Source organism: Scandinavium goeteborgense, from assembly GCF_003935895.2.
In the GTDB taxonomy this organism is placed as follows: Bacteria; Pseudomonadota; Gammaproteobacteria; order Enterobacterales; family Enterobacteriaceae; genus Scandinavium; species Scandinavium goeteborgense.
In genome coordinates this window covers 1,791,952-1,806,857 of the sequence record NZ_CP054058.1, presented here as the reverse complement: position 1 = coordinate 1,806,857, position 14,906 = coordinate 1,791,952, and the positions used below count along the sequence as shown (strand labels likewise).

Sequence of the window (14,906 nt, the reverse complement as noted above, 5' to 3'; positions counted from 1 at the left end):
ACTGAATTTTCACACTTAAGGCTTATGTTATAGGAGAAGTACAATGGAGATTACCACTCTTCAGATTGTGCTGGTGTTCATCGTCGCGTGTATTGCGGGTATGGAATCCGTACTCGATGAATTTCAGTTCCACCGTCCGCTGGTGGCTTGTACCCTGATTGGTGCAGTCCTTGGCGACATGAAAACCGGTATTATCATCGGTGGTACCCTGGAAATGATCGCCCTGGGCTGGATGAACATCGGTGCAGCCGTTGCACCTGATGCGGCACTGGCATCCATCATTTCTACCGTTCTGGTTATCGCGGGCCATCAAAGCATCGGTGCCGGTATCGCACTGGCAATCCCGCTGGCAGCAGCAGGCCAGGTTCTGACCATCATCGTTCGTACTATCACCGTGGCATTCCAGCACGCGGCGGATAAGGCGGCCGATACGGGCAACCTGACGGCGCTCTCCTGGCTGCACGTTTCTTCACTGTTCCTGCAAGCAATGCGTATCGCAATCCCAGCGGTTATCGTGGCTATCTCTGTCGGCACCAGCGAAGTACAGAGCATGCTGAACGCTATCCCTGAAGTGGTGACCGGCGGTCTGAATATCGCAGGCGGCATGATCGTGGTTGTGGGTTACGCAATGGTTATCAACATGATGCGTGCTGGCTACCTGATGCCATTCTTCTACCTTGGCTTCGTTACCGCAGCATTCACCAACTTCAACCTGGTCGCCCTGGGTGTGATTGGTGCAGTTATGGCAATTCTGTATATCCAGCTGAGCCCTAAATACAATCGTGTTGCGGGTGGCCAGGTACAGGCTGCTAACAACGATCTCGATAACCAACTGGACTAACAGGTGAGCGAAATGGTTGATATTACAAAAACAACTCAAGAGAAAAAACTCACTCAGAGCGACATCCGTGCCGTATTCCTGCGTTCTAACCTGTTCCAGGGTTCATGGAACTTCGAACGTATGCAGGCGCTGGGCTTCTGCTTCTCTATGGTGCCGGCAATTAGACGCCTGTATCCGGAAAACAACGAGGCACGCCGCCAGGCGATTAAACGTCACCTGGAATTCTTCAACACCCATCCGTACGTTGCGGCGCCAGTTCTCGGCGTAACGTTGGCGATGGAAGAGCAGCGTGCTAACGGCGCAGAGATTGACGATGGTGCCATCAACGGTATCAAAGTCGGTCTGATGGGTCCGCTGGCCGGTGTGGGTGACCCCATTTTCTGGGGTACCGTACGTCCAGTATTTGCCGCTCTCGGCGCTGGTATCGCGATGAGCGGTAGCCTGCTCGGCCCACTGCTGTTCTTCATCCTGTTCAACGCCGTGCGTCTGGCAACCCGTTACTACGGCGTCGCTTACGGTTACCGCAAAGGTGTGGACATCGTTAAGGACATGGGCGGCGGCTTCCTGCAGAAACTGACTGAGGGGGCGTCAATCCTCGGCCTGTTTGTCATGGGGGCCCTGGTTAACAAGTGGACGCACGTGAACATTCCGTTGGTGGTGTCGAAAATCACCGGTTCCGACGGTCAGGTTCACGTGACCACCGTGCAGACTATCCTTGACCAGCTGATGCCAGGTCTGGTGCCACTGCTGTTGACCTTCGCCTGTATGTGGCTGCTGCGTAAGAAAGTTAACCCGCTGTGGATCATCGTTGGCTTCTTCGTCATCGGTATCGCCGGTTATGCGGTTGGCCTGCTGGGCCTGTAATTACACGATTAACACTCGTATGACGCCGGGGGCTTGCCCCCGGTTTTTATTTCTGGAGGTTTAATGGCTATCACGGATTGGGTGCTGGTGCTGTTCATTGTGGCCCTGCTAGCCTACGCGATTTACGATCAATTCATCATGCCGCACCTGAACGGCCCCGTGCTGCTTGCTATCCCCCTGCTCCGCCGTGGTCGTGTCGATGGGATAATCTTTGTCGGACTGGTGGCGATTCTTATTTATCAAAACGTTAATGCCAACGGCCAATTAATAACCACATGGTTATTATGTGCGCTGGCGCTAATGGGCTTATATCTGTTCTGGATCCGAACCCCAAAAATTATTTTTAAACCAGAAGGCTTTTTCTTCACCAATGTGTGGATTGCCTGGCCCCGTATTAAAGAAATGAATTTATCTGAAGACGGTGTACTGGTAATGCAATTAGAAAAACGTCGCCTTCTTGTACGCGTACGAAATATCGACGATCTTGAGAGAATCTACAAACTTGTTTCGTCTTCTCAATGAGTTACAATTATAGCCATTGCTATATATGAAGTTATTTTAGACAAATGATTTTATAGCACTGGCTATATTCACCCGATTTTTACCTCATATTTATTAACGTTTTTATCACCCCTTAATCCAAATGAAAATCGTTATCAATTAGTGGTTGATATACCCGTTTTTTGTTATTGTTTTATTTTCTCAAATTATGTTAAGGTTGCGCCCGTCGTTGGGGAGTAGCCGATTTCCTTTCCCGGAAATGTACGTGTCAACATACTCGTTGCAAAACGTGGTGCGTACGGTTTATCAGCATGATGAACAGGCGAGACCATAGACATATCACTGCTATACGTTGGAATGACGTATGTTTACTGGGGGCAGCGGTATGTCATATGGATATTACCCCGGTCAGGACAAGCGATGAATCTCTCAGCCACTATCCTACTCGCCTTTGGTATGTCGATGGACGCATTTGCCGTCTCGATAAGCAAAGGTGCATCCCTGCACAAACCAAAATTCTCTGAAGCACTGCGTACCGGTCTCATTTTTGGCTGCGTTGAAGCGATCACCCCGCTTATCGGTTGGGGGATGGGCATGCTCGCCAGCCAGTTCGTGCTGGAATGGAACCACTGGATTGCCTTCGTACTGTTAGTCTTCCTTGGCGGACGTATGCTGATTGAAGGCTGGCGCGGGAATGAAGAAGGTGAAGAAAAAGCCCCAAATCGCCACGGTTTCTGGCTGCTGGTGACGACTGCCATTGCCACTAGCCTTGATGCGATGGCAGTAGGTGTGGGTCTTGCCTTCTTACAGGTGAATATCATTTACACTGCGTTGGCCATTGGCTGCGCAACGCTTGTAATGACGACGATTGGGATGATGGTCGGCCGCTTTATTGGGCCACTGTTGGGCAAACGCGCCGAGATGCTCGGCGGTATTGTGCTGATAGGAATTGGCGTCCAGATCCTCTGGAGCCACTTCGCCGGTTAATTGTTCCGCTGCCAGACCTGAATAAGGAAATCGGTCTGGCAGTCAAAAGTTTCAAATCCTGCCAGTTTTTCCCACACTTCCGGTTTTGCGCGCCAGGCAAATGGCGTCATTTGCAGCAGCGCCACGGCTTCACTTCCCGACAATGTCATCGGATACGCCAGCTGCTTTTGCTCCACTTTCTCAAAGCCCGGTAACGCTTCGCTGTTCGCCTCATGCAGACGAATTTCGTCGTAGATAAGCCCTTTCAGCTCCATCAAATGTCGTGGCCCTGGCGTCGCGGTGATCACCACGCCCCCCGGCTTGACGACTCTTTCCAGCTCCTGCGGGTTACACGGAGCGTAAATTCGCACGACCGCGTCCATACAGGCATCGCTAAAAGGCAGACGCTGGCTGGAAGCCACGCAAAATTCCACCTGCGAATAACGCTTCGCGCCATAACGCACGGCGGTTTTGGAGACGTCCAGGCCCCAGGTGTGTTCGGCGAGCGCCGCAAAAGCGTGGGTGTAATAACCTTCGCCACAGCCAATATCGAGGATATTTTTCGGGGCCGTCTGCTGGAGGATGTCGCAGATGGTATCGCGTAGCGGCTGATAATGCCCCGCATCAAGAAAGGCGCGACGTGCCTGCATCATTTCCGCGCTGTCACCCGGATCGCGCGACCGCTTGTGCTGCACCGGCAACAGATTAATGTACCCTTCTTTCGCCAGATCGAACTGGTGGCGCTGCGGGCAAATGTAGCTGTTGTTGTGGCGCTCAAGCGGCGCATGACAGAGAGGACAACTCCAGGACATGATGACTCCGATATCATTGAAAGGGCGAAAGTGTAACGCTATTCGCCCTTCAGGTGAATGGATTACCGCGCGGGAGTGAATGTGTCTTTGTGATGCGTGACGATTAAGTTCGGCGAGCCCGGAGCGAGACCGTCCGGCATCACGTTTTCGAGACGCAAAACGTCACCCATAATTTGGCTGAATACCGGCGCGGCAACCGCACCACCGTAGTATTTGCCGTTTTCAGGATCATTTATCACCACCACCAGCGCATATTTTGGATTACTGGCCGGGGCGACACCTGCAGTGTAGGCAATATATTTGTCGATATATTTGCCATCAGGACCAATTTTTTTCGCCGTCCCGGTTTTCACTGCCACGCGATAGTCATTAACCGCAGCTTTGATCCCGCCGCCGCCAGGCAGCGCGACGCTTTCCATCATGTGCTCGACCTGATGCACAATGACATCAGACATTACCCGATGGCCCATCACCGGTGGATCGATACGTGTAATAGACAAGGGGCGAGAGATCCCGAAGCCACCGATCGTCGCGTAAACGTGCGCCAACTGAAGCGGCGTGATCATCAGACCGTAACCGAATGAGAAGGTCGCCCTGTCGAGCTTTCCCCAGGCACGACGTTTCGGCAGAAAACCCTGGCTTTCACCGGTCAAACCCAAGCCAGTCGGTTGGCCGAAACCAAAGCCTTTGTAGGTATCAAGCAGACGCTGAATCGGCATCGCCAGTGAAAGATGCGACACGCCGGTATCACTCGATTTTTGCAGAATACCGGTGAGGCTCAGCTCAGGATAGTAGCCCACGTCACGAATGCGGTGACCATCCAGCGTGTACGGATGGGTGTCGACCACGCTGTCAGGGCGGACAATGCCTTGCTGCAATGCGGTCATGATCACCAGAGGTTTAACCGTGGAGCCCGGCTCGAAGGTATCGCTGATCGCGCGGTTTCGGAAGTCGTCCAGTGTGGCTTTTTCACGGTTATTCGGGTTGAAGTCCGGATAGCTTGCCATCGACAAAATTTCACCGGTATCAATTCGAATCAGCACAGACGCGCCGGACTCGGCCTTATTCCAGCGAACGGCGTTGTCCAGCGCATCTTCAGTGACCGTCTGCAGACGCTCATCGATGCTGAGTTGCAGATTATGCGCTGGCACCGCGGCCTGTTCGGTCAGGTTTTCAATCACGTTTCCGTGACGGTCTTTTCGCACCAGACGCAAGCCCGGTTTGCCCTGCATTTGCGCGTTAAAACTTTTCTCAACGCCTTCAATGCCCTGGTCATCAATGTTGGTGAAGCCGATAAGGTTGGCAGCAACGTGACCGGCCGGATAAAAACGGCGTGACTCTTCGCGAAGATTAATGCCTGGCAGATGCAGTTTATCAATCCAGGCTGCCTGCTGGGGATCGACCTGACGCGCAAGATAAAGGAAACGGGAATGCGGATGCTGAGTGATTTTCGAGGTCAGGTCAGACAATGAGGTGTTCAATGCCTTGGCCAATGCCTGCCAGCGCGCACTATAGCCAACGCCACCTTTCGAAAGCAGCGTTTGTGGATCAACCCAGATTGCGCTGACGGGTACGCTCACCGCCAACGGACGCCCTTCTCTATCGATGATCATCCCACGAGGAACATCGATGGGCTCTTCGCGTAAGGAACGCATATCTTCTTGTTTTACCAGATTATCTGGCGAAATTATTTGTAGCCAACCTACGCGGGCCAACAACAGCCCCAGACAACAACAAATACCTAAACACACCAGGCCAAAACGGACTGGGGTGAAGTGACGGCGATGGTTTTGCACTCCGGCTCCCGATTATGATTTACAACCCAATGATTTAACGTGAAAAGGGGTCGGGATGAGCGATAAACAATGCTAATAACGATGTGGTTTTGCAACAAAGCGCGACTGTAGGGGGCTGACGGACATAATCAGAAACAAATGTAAAAAGCCCCGCTAATGCGAGGCTTTATGGCTGATGTCAAATGAGATCAGTGTTTTCGAATCAGATAGCAGTTACGTTAACTGCAGCTGGGCCTTTCTGGCCGTCCTGAATTTCGAACTCAACGTTCTGGCCTTCAGCCAGAGTTTTGAAGCCGTTACCCTGGATTGCAGAGAAATGTACGAATACATCTTTGCTGCCGTCTGCAGGAGTAATGAAGCCAAAACCTTTAGACTCGTTGAACCACTTAACTTGACCTTTAATCTTTGCCATTTGCAAAATTCCTTAGAGTGTTTTCTTCGCCCGAGGGCACTTACATAGCTAAAACTGAGACATTACTGCATGAGGCACTAATATAAGGTTCGGCAGAGAAGCGGTATTCAACGACAACGTGTTTACTCAGGACTTCTTTACTGAAAATGCCACACATAGACAGAACTGTACCTCGTTTAACTCAAAACGTGTTATCACATACTACGTAAATAATGGCAAGCCATTTTTAAACATGTCTCGATCGGTCGCACATAACATCGCATTAAGCGACGATCATCTGCACAATTATGCGAACTTTTATCACTAATCCGACCAACGACACAACCGCTACAGGCCCGTCAGGACTGCATATTTTTACGACTTTTTTACCATAGCTCAACGTGTTTACTTCTGCCAGGCTGCCAGCATGCATACGCAACATTTTCCTATAGTTAGACAATTTTGTGCATAAATATGCTTCTATTATGGCCACCCTCACTTATAAAACGCAGATTCATTATCAATATTAAATATTATTGATGCTGCACCTTAATAATGAAAATTTGATGACAGTGCTTCACGGTGGGGCAATAAAAACGTTTCGATGAATTGTGGATACCGTTCTTAACGGATCACATAAAAGAATTAAAATTTTTGAAGGGGGCTCGGACAAATAGCAAGAAGAGATTAAGTTCGAAAAGTGATAAAGCATAATAATAAGTTATAGCAATGCATTACGAATTGAGCATCCCGGCAGTCAATCTGTTCAACCACCGGGAAGTCTATCAGCGTTCCGCCACCAGACGGATAAAATCATCATCGCTGTCCTGCGGCTCTGCCTGGACTTGTTCTGCAGGTTTCACCGGCGTTTCTTTCTCCGGTTCATTTGCTTCACACAGGCGACGCAGTAATGCGTTTTGACGCTTTTGCTGATCCAGCAGCGCTTCCAGAAGTTCTATCTGTTCGTTTGCCCTGGAACTGGCGCGGTTAACGAAAAACCACAGGGCCAGCCCGATGACCAGAACCAGCAGGGAGACTGCCAGGGAGGCCAAATTCAGCATTCCGGAATTCATTAAATCAACCATTTCACCACCTCAAATTGGAGCCGTCATTCTACCACTCGACGGCATGAGGAAGGAAACCTCCTAAGAGAAAAACTTTTACCAGGGAATGAATTTATTGATGGTGCAAATACCGCTGAAAAACTGCACATCCTGATCGCACAACACGTTAATCATCTGAGTCCACAGTAATAGACAGGCAATCAGAAAGATAACCGCCAGGATGACCCACCGTAACTTTTTCACTCCACTCTCCGGGTAACTCTATTTGTTAACAGATTAGCACGCTAACCTTAAACCGCGGCTAACTGTAATGGAGTCTCTTCATTTTAGGAATCATCGACTTGTTTCAGTCCGTGAACGAACTACTCTATTGTACAGGAAGAACTAATAACGAGGCATATGATGCGTTTTACAATTCGTGCAATTATTGTACTGGCGATTATTTGGATTGCTTTGCTTTCAACCGGCTACGGTGTGCTGATGGGCAGCACTGAAAACGTAGGCGGATTAGGATTACAGTGTAAATACCTCACCGCGCGGGGTACCAGCACGGCGCAATATGTTCACACTGACAGCGGGATTATCGGCATTACTGACTGCCCTCTTCTGCGCAAAAGCACAACGGTTGTCGATAAGGGATAATCGGACACCACAAACAAAAAACGCCGCTGATTGCGTAATGCTTGTCAGTTAAGCTTTTGAAGGAGGCCGCAACGGATAACGTTGCGGCCTCTTTTTTACAGCTCTCGGGTAATGCCGTGCTCTTCGCCCTGGTAGCACGAAGCTTGAGGCCATACTCAGTATTTCGGCCATGACCTTGGGGAGTTTCCCCGGCGCCACTCCCGGCAGTAAACGCAGGTGGCTGCACAGATATAACGCTGACTGTTTAAAGCCCATCTGATATGGCTCCACGCCTTTCAGACTGTACGCCATCTGCCCCATCATGAAGCGCAACAGATTATACGCCAGCACCACGCCCCACAGCTCCTGACGCACCAGCGCAGGCTTTTTACTCCGCAGCGTCAGTTCATTATTCAGCAGATGCTGCTTCATCTCCCTGAACCCGTGCTCTATCTCCCACCGCTGGCTGTAAAGGTCCACGATATCGGCTTTCGGGTATCTGAGCGGGTCGCACATCGACGTCAGTATCTGCACCGTCTTGCCGTTCACTTCCTTGCTGACCAGTCTTGCTGTCAGGGTTTCCGGTGCATCCTGCCATTTCTTTTTCGCCTGCGGCGACAGCGTTATTCTCACCAGTTTCTGCCCTGCGCCCAGGTTTCTCACCTCCTCATACTGCGCGCCTTTGCGTAAGGGCAGCATCCAGTGCCTTTCCGTGCCTGATGACTGCCAGCGATGCAGCAGGCCCAGGGCATAGAAGCCCTTATCCATGATGGTCAGTGAGTGGTCCGGCGTCCGGTCAATAAGCTGTGCCGCAAGGTCAGTTTCACCGGTTTCAGAGACGCTGTCGAAGGCCACCGCAGACAGCAGATGGCTGGTGACTTCCATCTGGCAGACCATGCGCAGTTGTGGCCATTCGGACTGCTTGTTCACATTGGCAGTACGGCCGAAGGCTGCGTCATTTTCTGGGGTATCAGGTGCACGCCACAACGTACCGTCCACGGCCATTAGCGTCAGGCCGTTCCAGTGAGACAGGGGTGTTTTTTCAAACCAGAGCTGACGTGTTTTTTCGAACATCAGACGGATGACATCCTCGCCGAGCCGCTGGCGGGCCTGAACAACGGCACTGGGTGCAACGAAGGGCCGGTTACCCGGCAGAAGAATGTCCATATGTGAGACCAGCTGGGTCATGGAGTGGGAGCGGAACAGGGCCATGCCGGTAACCGCCCAGACCATCATCTCCATGGAGAGGCGACGCTTACGCAGAGTGACGACGCCGGTGTCAGCCAGGCATTCATCAATCAGTTCAGGAGAAAGCAGGTCTGCAAGGGCAGCAAACTCCTGCGGAGAAAATTTATGGACGGTATCTAAGGCCTGGCTGAGTAACATAAAAAAATCCGTAATCCCTGGAGAGATTACGGATTCTTGCACAACCACCGGATCGGTCAACCGATCCTTAACTGATCGGCATTACGCTGATTGCGGCGTTTTTTTATGGCAACGTATCTCAGAACGGATAGTCGTTGTAACCCATCTGCTCAGAAATTTTACGTGCCGCCGTATGCAGCATGCTGACGTACTCGTGCAAACGCTCTTCAGAGAAACGCAGAGTCGGGAAGGAAATACTCAGTCCCGCAATCACCACGCCGAAGCGGTCAAACACCGGCACGCCGATGCAACGCAGACCTTCTTCCTGCTCTTCATTGTCTTCGCCATAACCCTGTTCACGCACCACATCCAGCAGCGGAAGCAGCTCGTCGGTATCGGCGATAGTCCGCTCGGTGCTGCGCTTATACTCAACGTGCTCGAGGATCTGTTTAACTTCCTCACGATCACGCCATGCCAGCAGCACTTTACCAATCGCCGTGCTGTACAGCGGATTGCGACGGCCGATGCGCGAGTACATACGCAGGTTATACATTGAGTCAATTTTATGGATGTAGACGATGCTGTCTTCATCCAACGCGCCCAGGTGAATGGTTTCTTTCGTCAGACGAGAAAGTTCACGCATCTGGATATCTGCACTGCGAATAAGATCGATGTTTTGCAGTGAACGAGCGCCCAGCTCAAACAGCTTCAGCGTCAGAGAGTATTTCTCTGATTCGCCTTCCTGTGCCACGTAGCCCAACGATTTCATGGTCTGTAAAAAGCGATAAACCGTGCTTTTTGACATCATCACGCGCTGTGAAAGCTCAGTAATTCCTATCTCACGCTCTTCGCCAAGCGCCTGCAAAATGCCAAAAACCTTCAACACCGAAGAGACAGAATCTGGCTGTTTATCCAAATCTGCAACTGCCATTTATCACCTCATCGCGACTGTTTTATAAAATTCAGAACTGTTTTTTATTATAATTTCGCGCGCCTTCCGCCGCAATCACTCTTCTGCATCTTCGTTACAAATCTGCGACATACTGCCGAATAATCAATGCTAAAATCATTACCTGCATAATGATTTCATTAAAGACATACTTTTCTCATGGAAAAAACAGCTCCTGATGGTTTGCCATTGCCGCAACGCTATGGTGCCATTCTGACGATCGTCCTTGGTATTTCGATGGCCGTACTTGATGGCGCCATTGCCAACGTTGCGCTTCCCACTATTGCTTCCGACCTTAACGCCTCCCCCGCCGCGTCTATCTGGATAGTTAATGCCTACCAAATCGCGATTGTTATCTCGCTACTGACCCTGGCCTTTCTTGGCGACATGTTCGGCTATCGACGAATTTATAAATGCGGCCTGGTGGTCTTCACCTGTACATCGCTGATTTGCGCGCTCTCACACTCGCTGGAAATGCTGACGCTGGCCCGCGTGGCGCAGGGCCTGGGGGGCGCGGCGCTAATGAGCGTCAACACGGCTTTGATACGTCTCATTTATCCGCAGCGTTTTCTTGGTCGCGGGATGGGGATCAACTCGTTTATCGTGGCCGTATCCTCTGCCGCCGGGCCGACTATCGCCGCCGCCATTTTATCCGTGGCATCCTGGCAGTGGCTGTTCCTGATTAACGTCCCGCTCGGGATCGTGGCGTTCGTTTTAGCCATGCGCTATCTGCCGCCTAATGGGGCCCGCAGCCAGGCGTCGCGTTTCGATCTGCCAAGTGCGGTCATGAATGCCTTAACCTTCGGTTTATTGATAACCGCACTCAGCAGCTTTGCTCAAGGGCAGTCTCTGCAACTGGTGCTCTGTGAAGTGGTGGCGATGTTGGTCATCGGCTTTTTCTTTGTTCGTCGCCAGCTGAAGCTGCCGGTTCCGCTGCTGCCGGTCGATTTGCTGCGTATTCCGCTCTTTTCGCTGTCTATCTGTACATCGATTTGTTCCTTCTGCGCCCAAATGCTGGCCATGGTCTCACTGCCCTTCTTCCTGCAATCGGTGATGGGACGCAGTGAAGTTGAAACCGGTCTGCTGCTCACGCCGTGGCCATTGGCTACCATGGTGATGGCTCCGATTGCGGGCTATCTCATCGAAAAAGTCCACGCCGGTTTTCTTGGTGCTCTGGGCCTGGCGGTGATGGCATGCGGTCTGTTCGCGTTAGCGCTGCTGCCTTCCTCGCCACAGGACATCGACATTGTCTGGCGCATGATGCTGTGCGGTGCCGGTTTTGGTTTGTTCCAGTCGCCAAACAACCACACCATTGTGTCGTCTGCACCGCGTAACCGTAGCGGTGGCGCCAGCGGAATGTTAGGTACGGCCCGTCTTCTGGGGCAAAGTACCGGTGCGGCGCTAGTCGCATTGTTGTTTAACCTGTTTGGTACGCACGGGACACACACTTCACTTTTACTGGCAGGATCCCTCGCGGTTATCGCCGCCATCATCAGTGGCCTTCGCGTCACCCAGCCTCGTGCTGTCTCCTGATCCGGGCATAAAAAAAGCGCCTCTGAGAGGCGCTTTGCTTTAAGGGTCGTGCTGTGAATTCGTTATTTCAGATACTCGCCGCTGCGCAGCGCTTCGATACGTTTGTCCAGCGGTGGGTGCGTCATGAACAGTTCGCTCATGGATTTCGCTTTACCGTTGATACAAAACGCCATCATGCTGCTGGCTTCCTGCGGCTCGTAACTGGTTTTAAGGCGCTGCAGCGCCGCAATCATTTTCTCGCGGCCCACCAGTTTGGCTGAACCGGCATCGGCGTGGAACTCACGATGACGGGAGAACCACATGGTGATGATGCTGGCAAGAATACCAAATACCAGCTCCAGCACGGTCGCTACCGCAAAGTAAATCAGCGGATTACCGTTGCTGCTTTCACCTTCATCGCGGTTGCCGCCCAGGAAACCGGCTGCAATTTGCGCGATAACGCGAGAAATAAAGATAACAAAGGTGTTCACAATGCCCTGAATCAGGGTCATGGTCACCATGTCACCGTTGGCGATGTGGCTGATTTCGTGCGCGATGACGGCTTCGGCCTCGTCACGGCTCATGTTCTGCAACAGGCCAGTACTCACGGCAACCAACGACGCATCACGGCGTGCACCGGTCGCGAAGGCGTTGATATCCGGCGCGTGATAGACCGCAACCTGCGGCATGGCAATACCCGCCTGACGGGACTGCTGTGCGACGGTGTTCATCAGCCAGCGCTCAGTTTCATTGCGCGGCTGTTCAATAACCTCACCACCTACCGATTTCAGCGCCATCCATTTCGACATTAATAGCGACACAATCGAGCCACCAAAACCGAAAAGCAGCGCCATGATAAGCAGGCCTGTCATGCTGCTAGACTGAATTCCTGTCAGGCTTAGCACCAGCCCAAACACGACCATAACCGCCAGGTTGGTCATCAGGAAGAGCGCGATTCGCATCATAATTTTCTTTAACCTCGTTGTAACAAAACGCACTATGCGATTACCCATATGGTATGGGTCTTACGCTGATTTTCAACTATCAGAGGTCGCTAAGTCACGAGAAAAACACAACTTTACATTGTGTTGCCTCTCGCTGACGCACGCTTGAGAAAGGAAAAAAAACAGGCACAATTTCTTGTGCCTGTTGGGGGGTTATTTGCTGGCGGTTGGTGTTACCGCGGGCCGGTCTTTTTCCATATTCGCCAGGTCATTAGCGATATGGACCGTTTCATCCAGATACGGATCGGGCTCCTGATAATCCTTCGGCAGATCGTCCAGTTTCTTCAGCGGTGGCTTGCCTTCACGTTTATAACGATCGTTGATGCGGGCCAGGCGCGTCGCGTCATCTTCCTCATTCTCTTTCTCACGCTGTGCGTAATTCAGTGAGGCGATATTGCGGCGCTCTTTCAGCGCATTGAAACGGGCAATATCTTTGGCGATGTACTGGAATTCCGGATCTTTTGCGATACGGTCATTGTGGTCTTTCAACAGCTCAGGACCAAACGGCATCATATCGCCCGTTTTGACGAAGGTCGCGGCATTGATGCTGTCCCACGGCAGAGCGTTATCTTCAAACTTCTCGCCGGTTTCCGTCTCTTCGTTGCCAGTTGGCATCATGATATCCGGCGTCACACCTTTACGTTGAGTACTGCCGCCGTTGATGCGGTAGAACTTCTGAATGGTGTACTGCACAGAACCCAGCGCTGGCCACTCAGGACGCAGCATCTGATCGTAGATGCGGTTCAGGGAGCGATACTGCTGCACGGTGCCTTTACCAAAGGTAGGTTCACCGACAATCAGCGCACGACCGTAGTCCTGCATAGCCGCCGCGAAGATTTCAGATGCAGACGCACTGAAGCGGTCTACCAGCACCACCAGAGGGCCTTTGTAATACACAACGCCGTCGGTATCGCTGTCTTCGCGTACCTTGCCATTGTTATCACGCACCTGCACAACCGGGCCAGACGGGATAAACAGACCAGAAAGCGAAACCGCTTCGGTCAGTGCACCGCCGCCGTTGCTGCGCAGATCGATAACGACACTGGTGACGTTTTGTTTTTCCAGTTTCTGCAGCTGCACCTTCACATCATCGGTCAGACCCACGTAGAAACCAGGGATATCCAGCACGCCCACTTTTTCTTTGCCGACGTTTTTCACCGACATCTTCACGGCGCGGTCTTCGAGGCGAATGCGCTCGCGAGTCAGCGTGATGGTGCGGGTTTTGGTACCTTTACCGGCAGGCAGAATTTCCAGGCGCACTTTGCTGCCCTTCGGCCCTTTGATCAAGGCGACAACGTCATCCAGACGCCAGCCAATAACATCAACCATTCCTTTACCGGTCTGGCCAACGCCGACGATACGATCGCCAACGCTAATGGCTTTACTCTTCGCCGCAGGACCGCCTGCCACCATGGAATTAATCATGGTGTAGTCGTCGTCCATTTGCAGCACCGCACCGATACCTTCCAGAGAAAGGCTCATTTCGGTATTGAATTGTTCGGTGTTACGCGGGGAAAGGTAGTTGGTGTGCGGATCGATTTCGTGCGCAAACGCGGTCATCGCCAGAGAGAACACATCTTCGCTGTTGGTCTGAGCCAGACGGCGAATCGCGAACTTGTAGCGACGGGTCAGCGTTTCACGAATTTCTTTTTCGTCTTTACCGGCAAGCTTCAGGCTCAGTTCGTCATATTTGACTTTGCCATCCCACAGCGCATTCAGCTCGGCTTCATCTTTTGGCCACGGTGATTTGGTGCGGTCAAGATTGTAGGTGTCGTTGCCGGTAAAATCCATCGGACGCTCTAGCACTTTGAGCGCGTATTGATAGCGCTCAAAGCGGCGTTTTTGCGCCAGATTATAAAGATCGTAGAAAACATCCAGTTTGCCACTGCGCAGTTCGTCACCGACCTGCGATTTACGGGCATCATACTGGGAAACATCGCTGGCCAGCAGCACGTTGTGGCTGTAGTCCAGGAGGTTAAGGAAGCGGTCGAAAATTTTCGCCGAGAACGCGTTGTCGAGATCGAACTGGCGATAATGAGAACGGGTAAAGCGAGACGTGACACGCTCGCTTACCGTTGCATGCTGGGCCTCTTCCTTAAGAACAGGAATCTGGTTAGCACGTGTAATATCGTCCACAGCGAACGACTGGCCTGCCATTACTAGCATGCCAGCGAGCGCGGTGACCTTAAAAAAATTGTTCATGCCAGGCCCGGCCTCCGT

The 14,906-nt window shown here is 51.9% G+C and carries 15 protein-coding genes and 1 pseudogene; 6 read left to right on the top strand and 10 right to left on the bottom strand.

The window, feature by feature from the left end; all coding sequences use genetic code 11:
* Positions 1 to 43 precede the first annotated feature (43 nt).
* The 4 genes from A8O29_RS09430 to mntP all read left to right on the top strand — a co-directional run bounded on the left by A8O29_RS09430 (position 44) and on the right by mntP (position 3,193).
* Complete coding sequence (locus tag A8O29_RS09430) at positions 44 to 841, top strand: PTS mannose/fructose/sorbose transporter subunit IIC (RefSeq protein ID WP_110512219.1); 798 nt, start codon at positions 44 to 46, stop codon at positions 839 to 841.
* A gap of 12 nt (positions 842 to 853) precedes the next feature.
* Positions 854 to 1,705, top strand: coding sequence for a PTS mannose transporter subunit IID (locus A8O29_RS09425; RefSeq protein WP_110512220.1), 852 nt, complete (start codon positions 854 to 856; stop codon positions 1,703 to 1,705).
* Positions 1,706 to 1,768: 63 nt separating this feature from the next.
* On the top strand, positions 1,769 to 2,227 hold the full coding sequence (locus A8O29_RS09420; RefSeq protein WP_125355138.1) for a DUF986 family protein: 459 nt from the start codon (positions 1,769 to 1,771) through the stop codon (positions 2,225 to 2,227).
* A 399-nt stretch (positions 2,228 to 2,626) separates the two neighbouring features.
* Positions 2,627 to 3,193, top strand: coding sequence for a manganese efflux pump MntP (gene mntP, locus A8O29_RS09415; RefSeq protein ID WP_125355139.1), 567 nt, complete (start codon positions 2,627 to 2,629; stop codon positions 3,191 to 3,193).
* Here the strand turns inward: mntP and rlmA are convergent.
* From rlmA to mgrB, 6 genes and pseudogenes are all read right to left on the bottom strand, one after another.
* Positions 3,190 to 3,984 carry a 23S rRNA (guanine(745)-N(1))-methyltransferase gene (rlmA, locus tag A8O29_RS09410; RefSeq protein ID WP_125355140.1) on the bottom strand — a complete coding sequence of 265 codons (795 nt, stop codon included), beginning with the start codon at positions 3,982 to 3,984 and terminating at the stop codon, positions 3,190 to 3,192. The genes mntP and rlmA overlap by 4 nt on opposite strands.
* A gap of 62 nt (positions 3,985 to 4,046) precedes the next feature.
* Positions 4,047 to 5,780, bottom strand: a complete 1,734-nt coding sequence (ftsI, locus tag A8O29_RS09405; protein ID WP_159465994.1) for a peptidoglycan glycosyltransferase FtsI — start codon at positions 5,778 to 5,780, stop codon at positions 4,047 to 4,049.
* A gap of 202 nt (positions 5,781 to 5,982) precedes the next feature.
* Positions 5,983 to 6,192: a transcription antiterminator/RNA stability regulator CspE gene (cspE, locus tag A8O29_RS09400; RefSeq protein ID WP_001062678.1), complete on the bottom strand. Its 210-nt coding sequence runs from the start codon at positions 6,190 to 6,192 to the stop codon at positions 5,983 to 5,985.
* Between the two features lie 12 nt (positions 6,193 to 6,204).
* A pseudogene (locus A8O29_RS09395) lies at positions 6,205 to 6,349 on the bottom strand (DUF2627 domain-containing protein).
* A 607-nt stretch (positions 6,350 to 6,956) separates the two neighbouring features.
* On the bottom strand, positions 6,957 to 7,256 hold the full coding sequence (locus tag A8O29_RS09390; RefSeq protein ID WP_125355141.1) for a YebO family protein: 300 nt from the start codon (positions 7,254 to 7,256) through the stop codon (positions 6,957 to 6,959).
* Between the two features lie 75 nt (positions 7,257 to 7,331).
* Complete coding sequence (gene mgrB / locus A8O29_RS09385; RefSeq protein ID WP_125355142.1) at positions 7,332 to 7,478, bottom strand: PhoP/PhoQ regulatory lipoprotein MgrB; 147 nt, start codon at positions 7,476 to 7,478, stop codon at positions 7,332 to 7,334.
* A gap of 159 nt (positions 7,479 to 7,637) precedes the next feature.
* Here mgrB and A8O29_RS09380 point away from each other — a divergent pair, with 159 nt between their 5' ends.
* On the top strand, positions 7,638 to 7,877 hold the full coding sequence (locus tag A8O29_RS09380) for a YobH family protein (protein ID WP_125355144.1): 240 nt from the start codon (positions 7,638 to 7,640) through the stop codon (positions 7,875 to 7,877).
* 48 nt (positions 7,878 to 7,925) lie between these two features.
* Here the strand turns inward: A8O29_RS09380 and A8O29_RS09375 are convergent, their stop codons facing one another.
* A complete protein-coding gene (locus A8O29_RS09375; protein ID WP_174081207.1) occupies positions 7,926 to 9,242 on the bottom strand; it encodes an IS4 family transposase in 1,317 nt (438 codons plus the stop codon).
* Positions 9,243 to 9,360: 118 nt separating this feature from the next.
* The gene (kdgR, locus tag A8O29_RS09370; RefSeq protein ID WP_110512228.1) at positions 9,361 to 10,152 is read right to left on the bottom strand and encodes a DNA-binding transcriptional regulator KdgR; all 792 of its coding nucleotides are present in this window, start codon (positions 10,150 to 10,152) and stop codon (positions 9,361 to 9,363) included.
* 177 nt (positions 10,153 to 10,329) lie between these two features.
* Between kdgR and A8O29_RS09365 the strand changes: the two genes are divergently transcribed.
* Complete coding sequence (locus A8O29_RS09365) at positions 10,330 to 11,703, top strand: MFS transporter (RefSeq protein WP_159465992.1); 1,374 nt, start codon at positions 10,330 to 10,332, stop codon at positions 11,701 to 11,703.
* 62 nt (positions 11,704 to 11,765) lie between these two features.
* Here the strand turns inward: A8O29_RS09365 and htpX are convergent, their stop codons facing one another.
* Positions 11,766 to 12,647 carry a protease HtpX gene (gene htpX / locus A8O29_RS09360; RefSeq protein ID WP_125353820.1) on the bottom strand — a complete coding sequence of 294 codons (882 nt, stop codon included), beginning with the start codon at positions 12,645 to 12,647 and terminating at the stop codon, positions 11,766 to 11,768.
* A 192-nt stretch (positions 12,648 to 12,839) separates the two neighbouring features.
* Positions 12,840 to 14,888 carry a carboxy terminal-processing peptidase gene (gene prc / locus A8O29_RS09355; protein WP_125353819.1) on the bottom strand — a complete coding sequence of 683 codons (2,049 nt, stop codon included), beginning with the start codon at positions 14,886 to 14,888 and terminating at the stop codon, positions 12,840 to 12,842.
* Positions 14,889 to 14,906 lie beyond the last annotated feature (18 nt).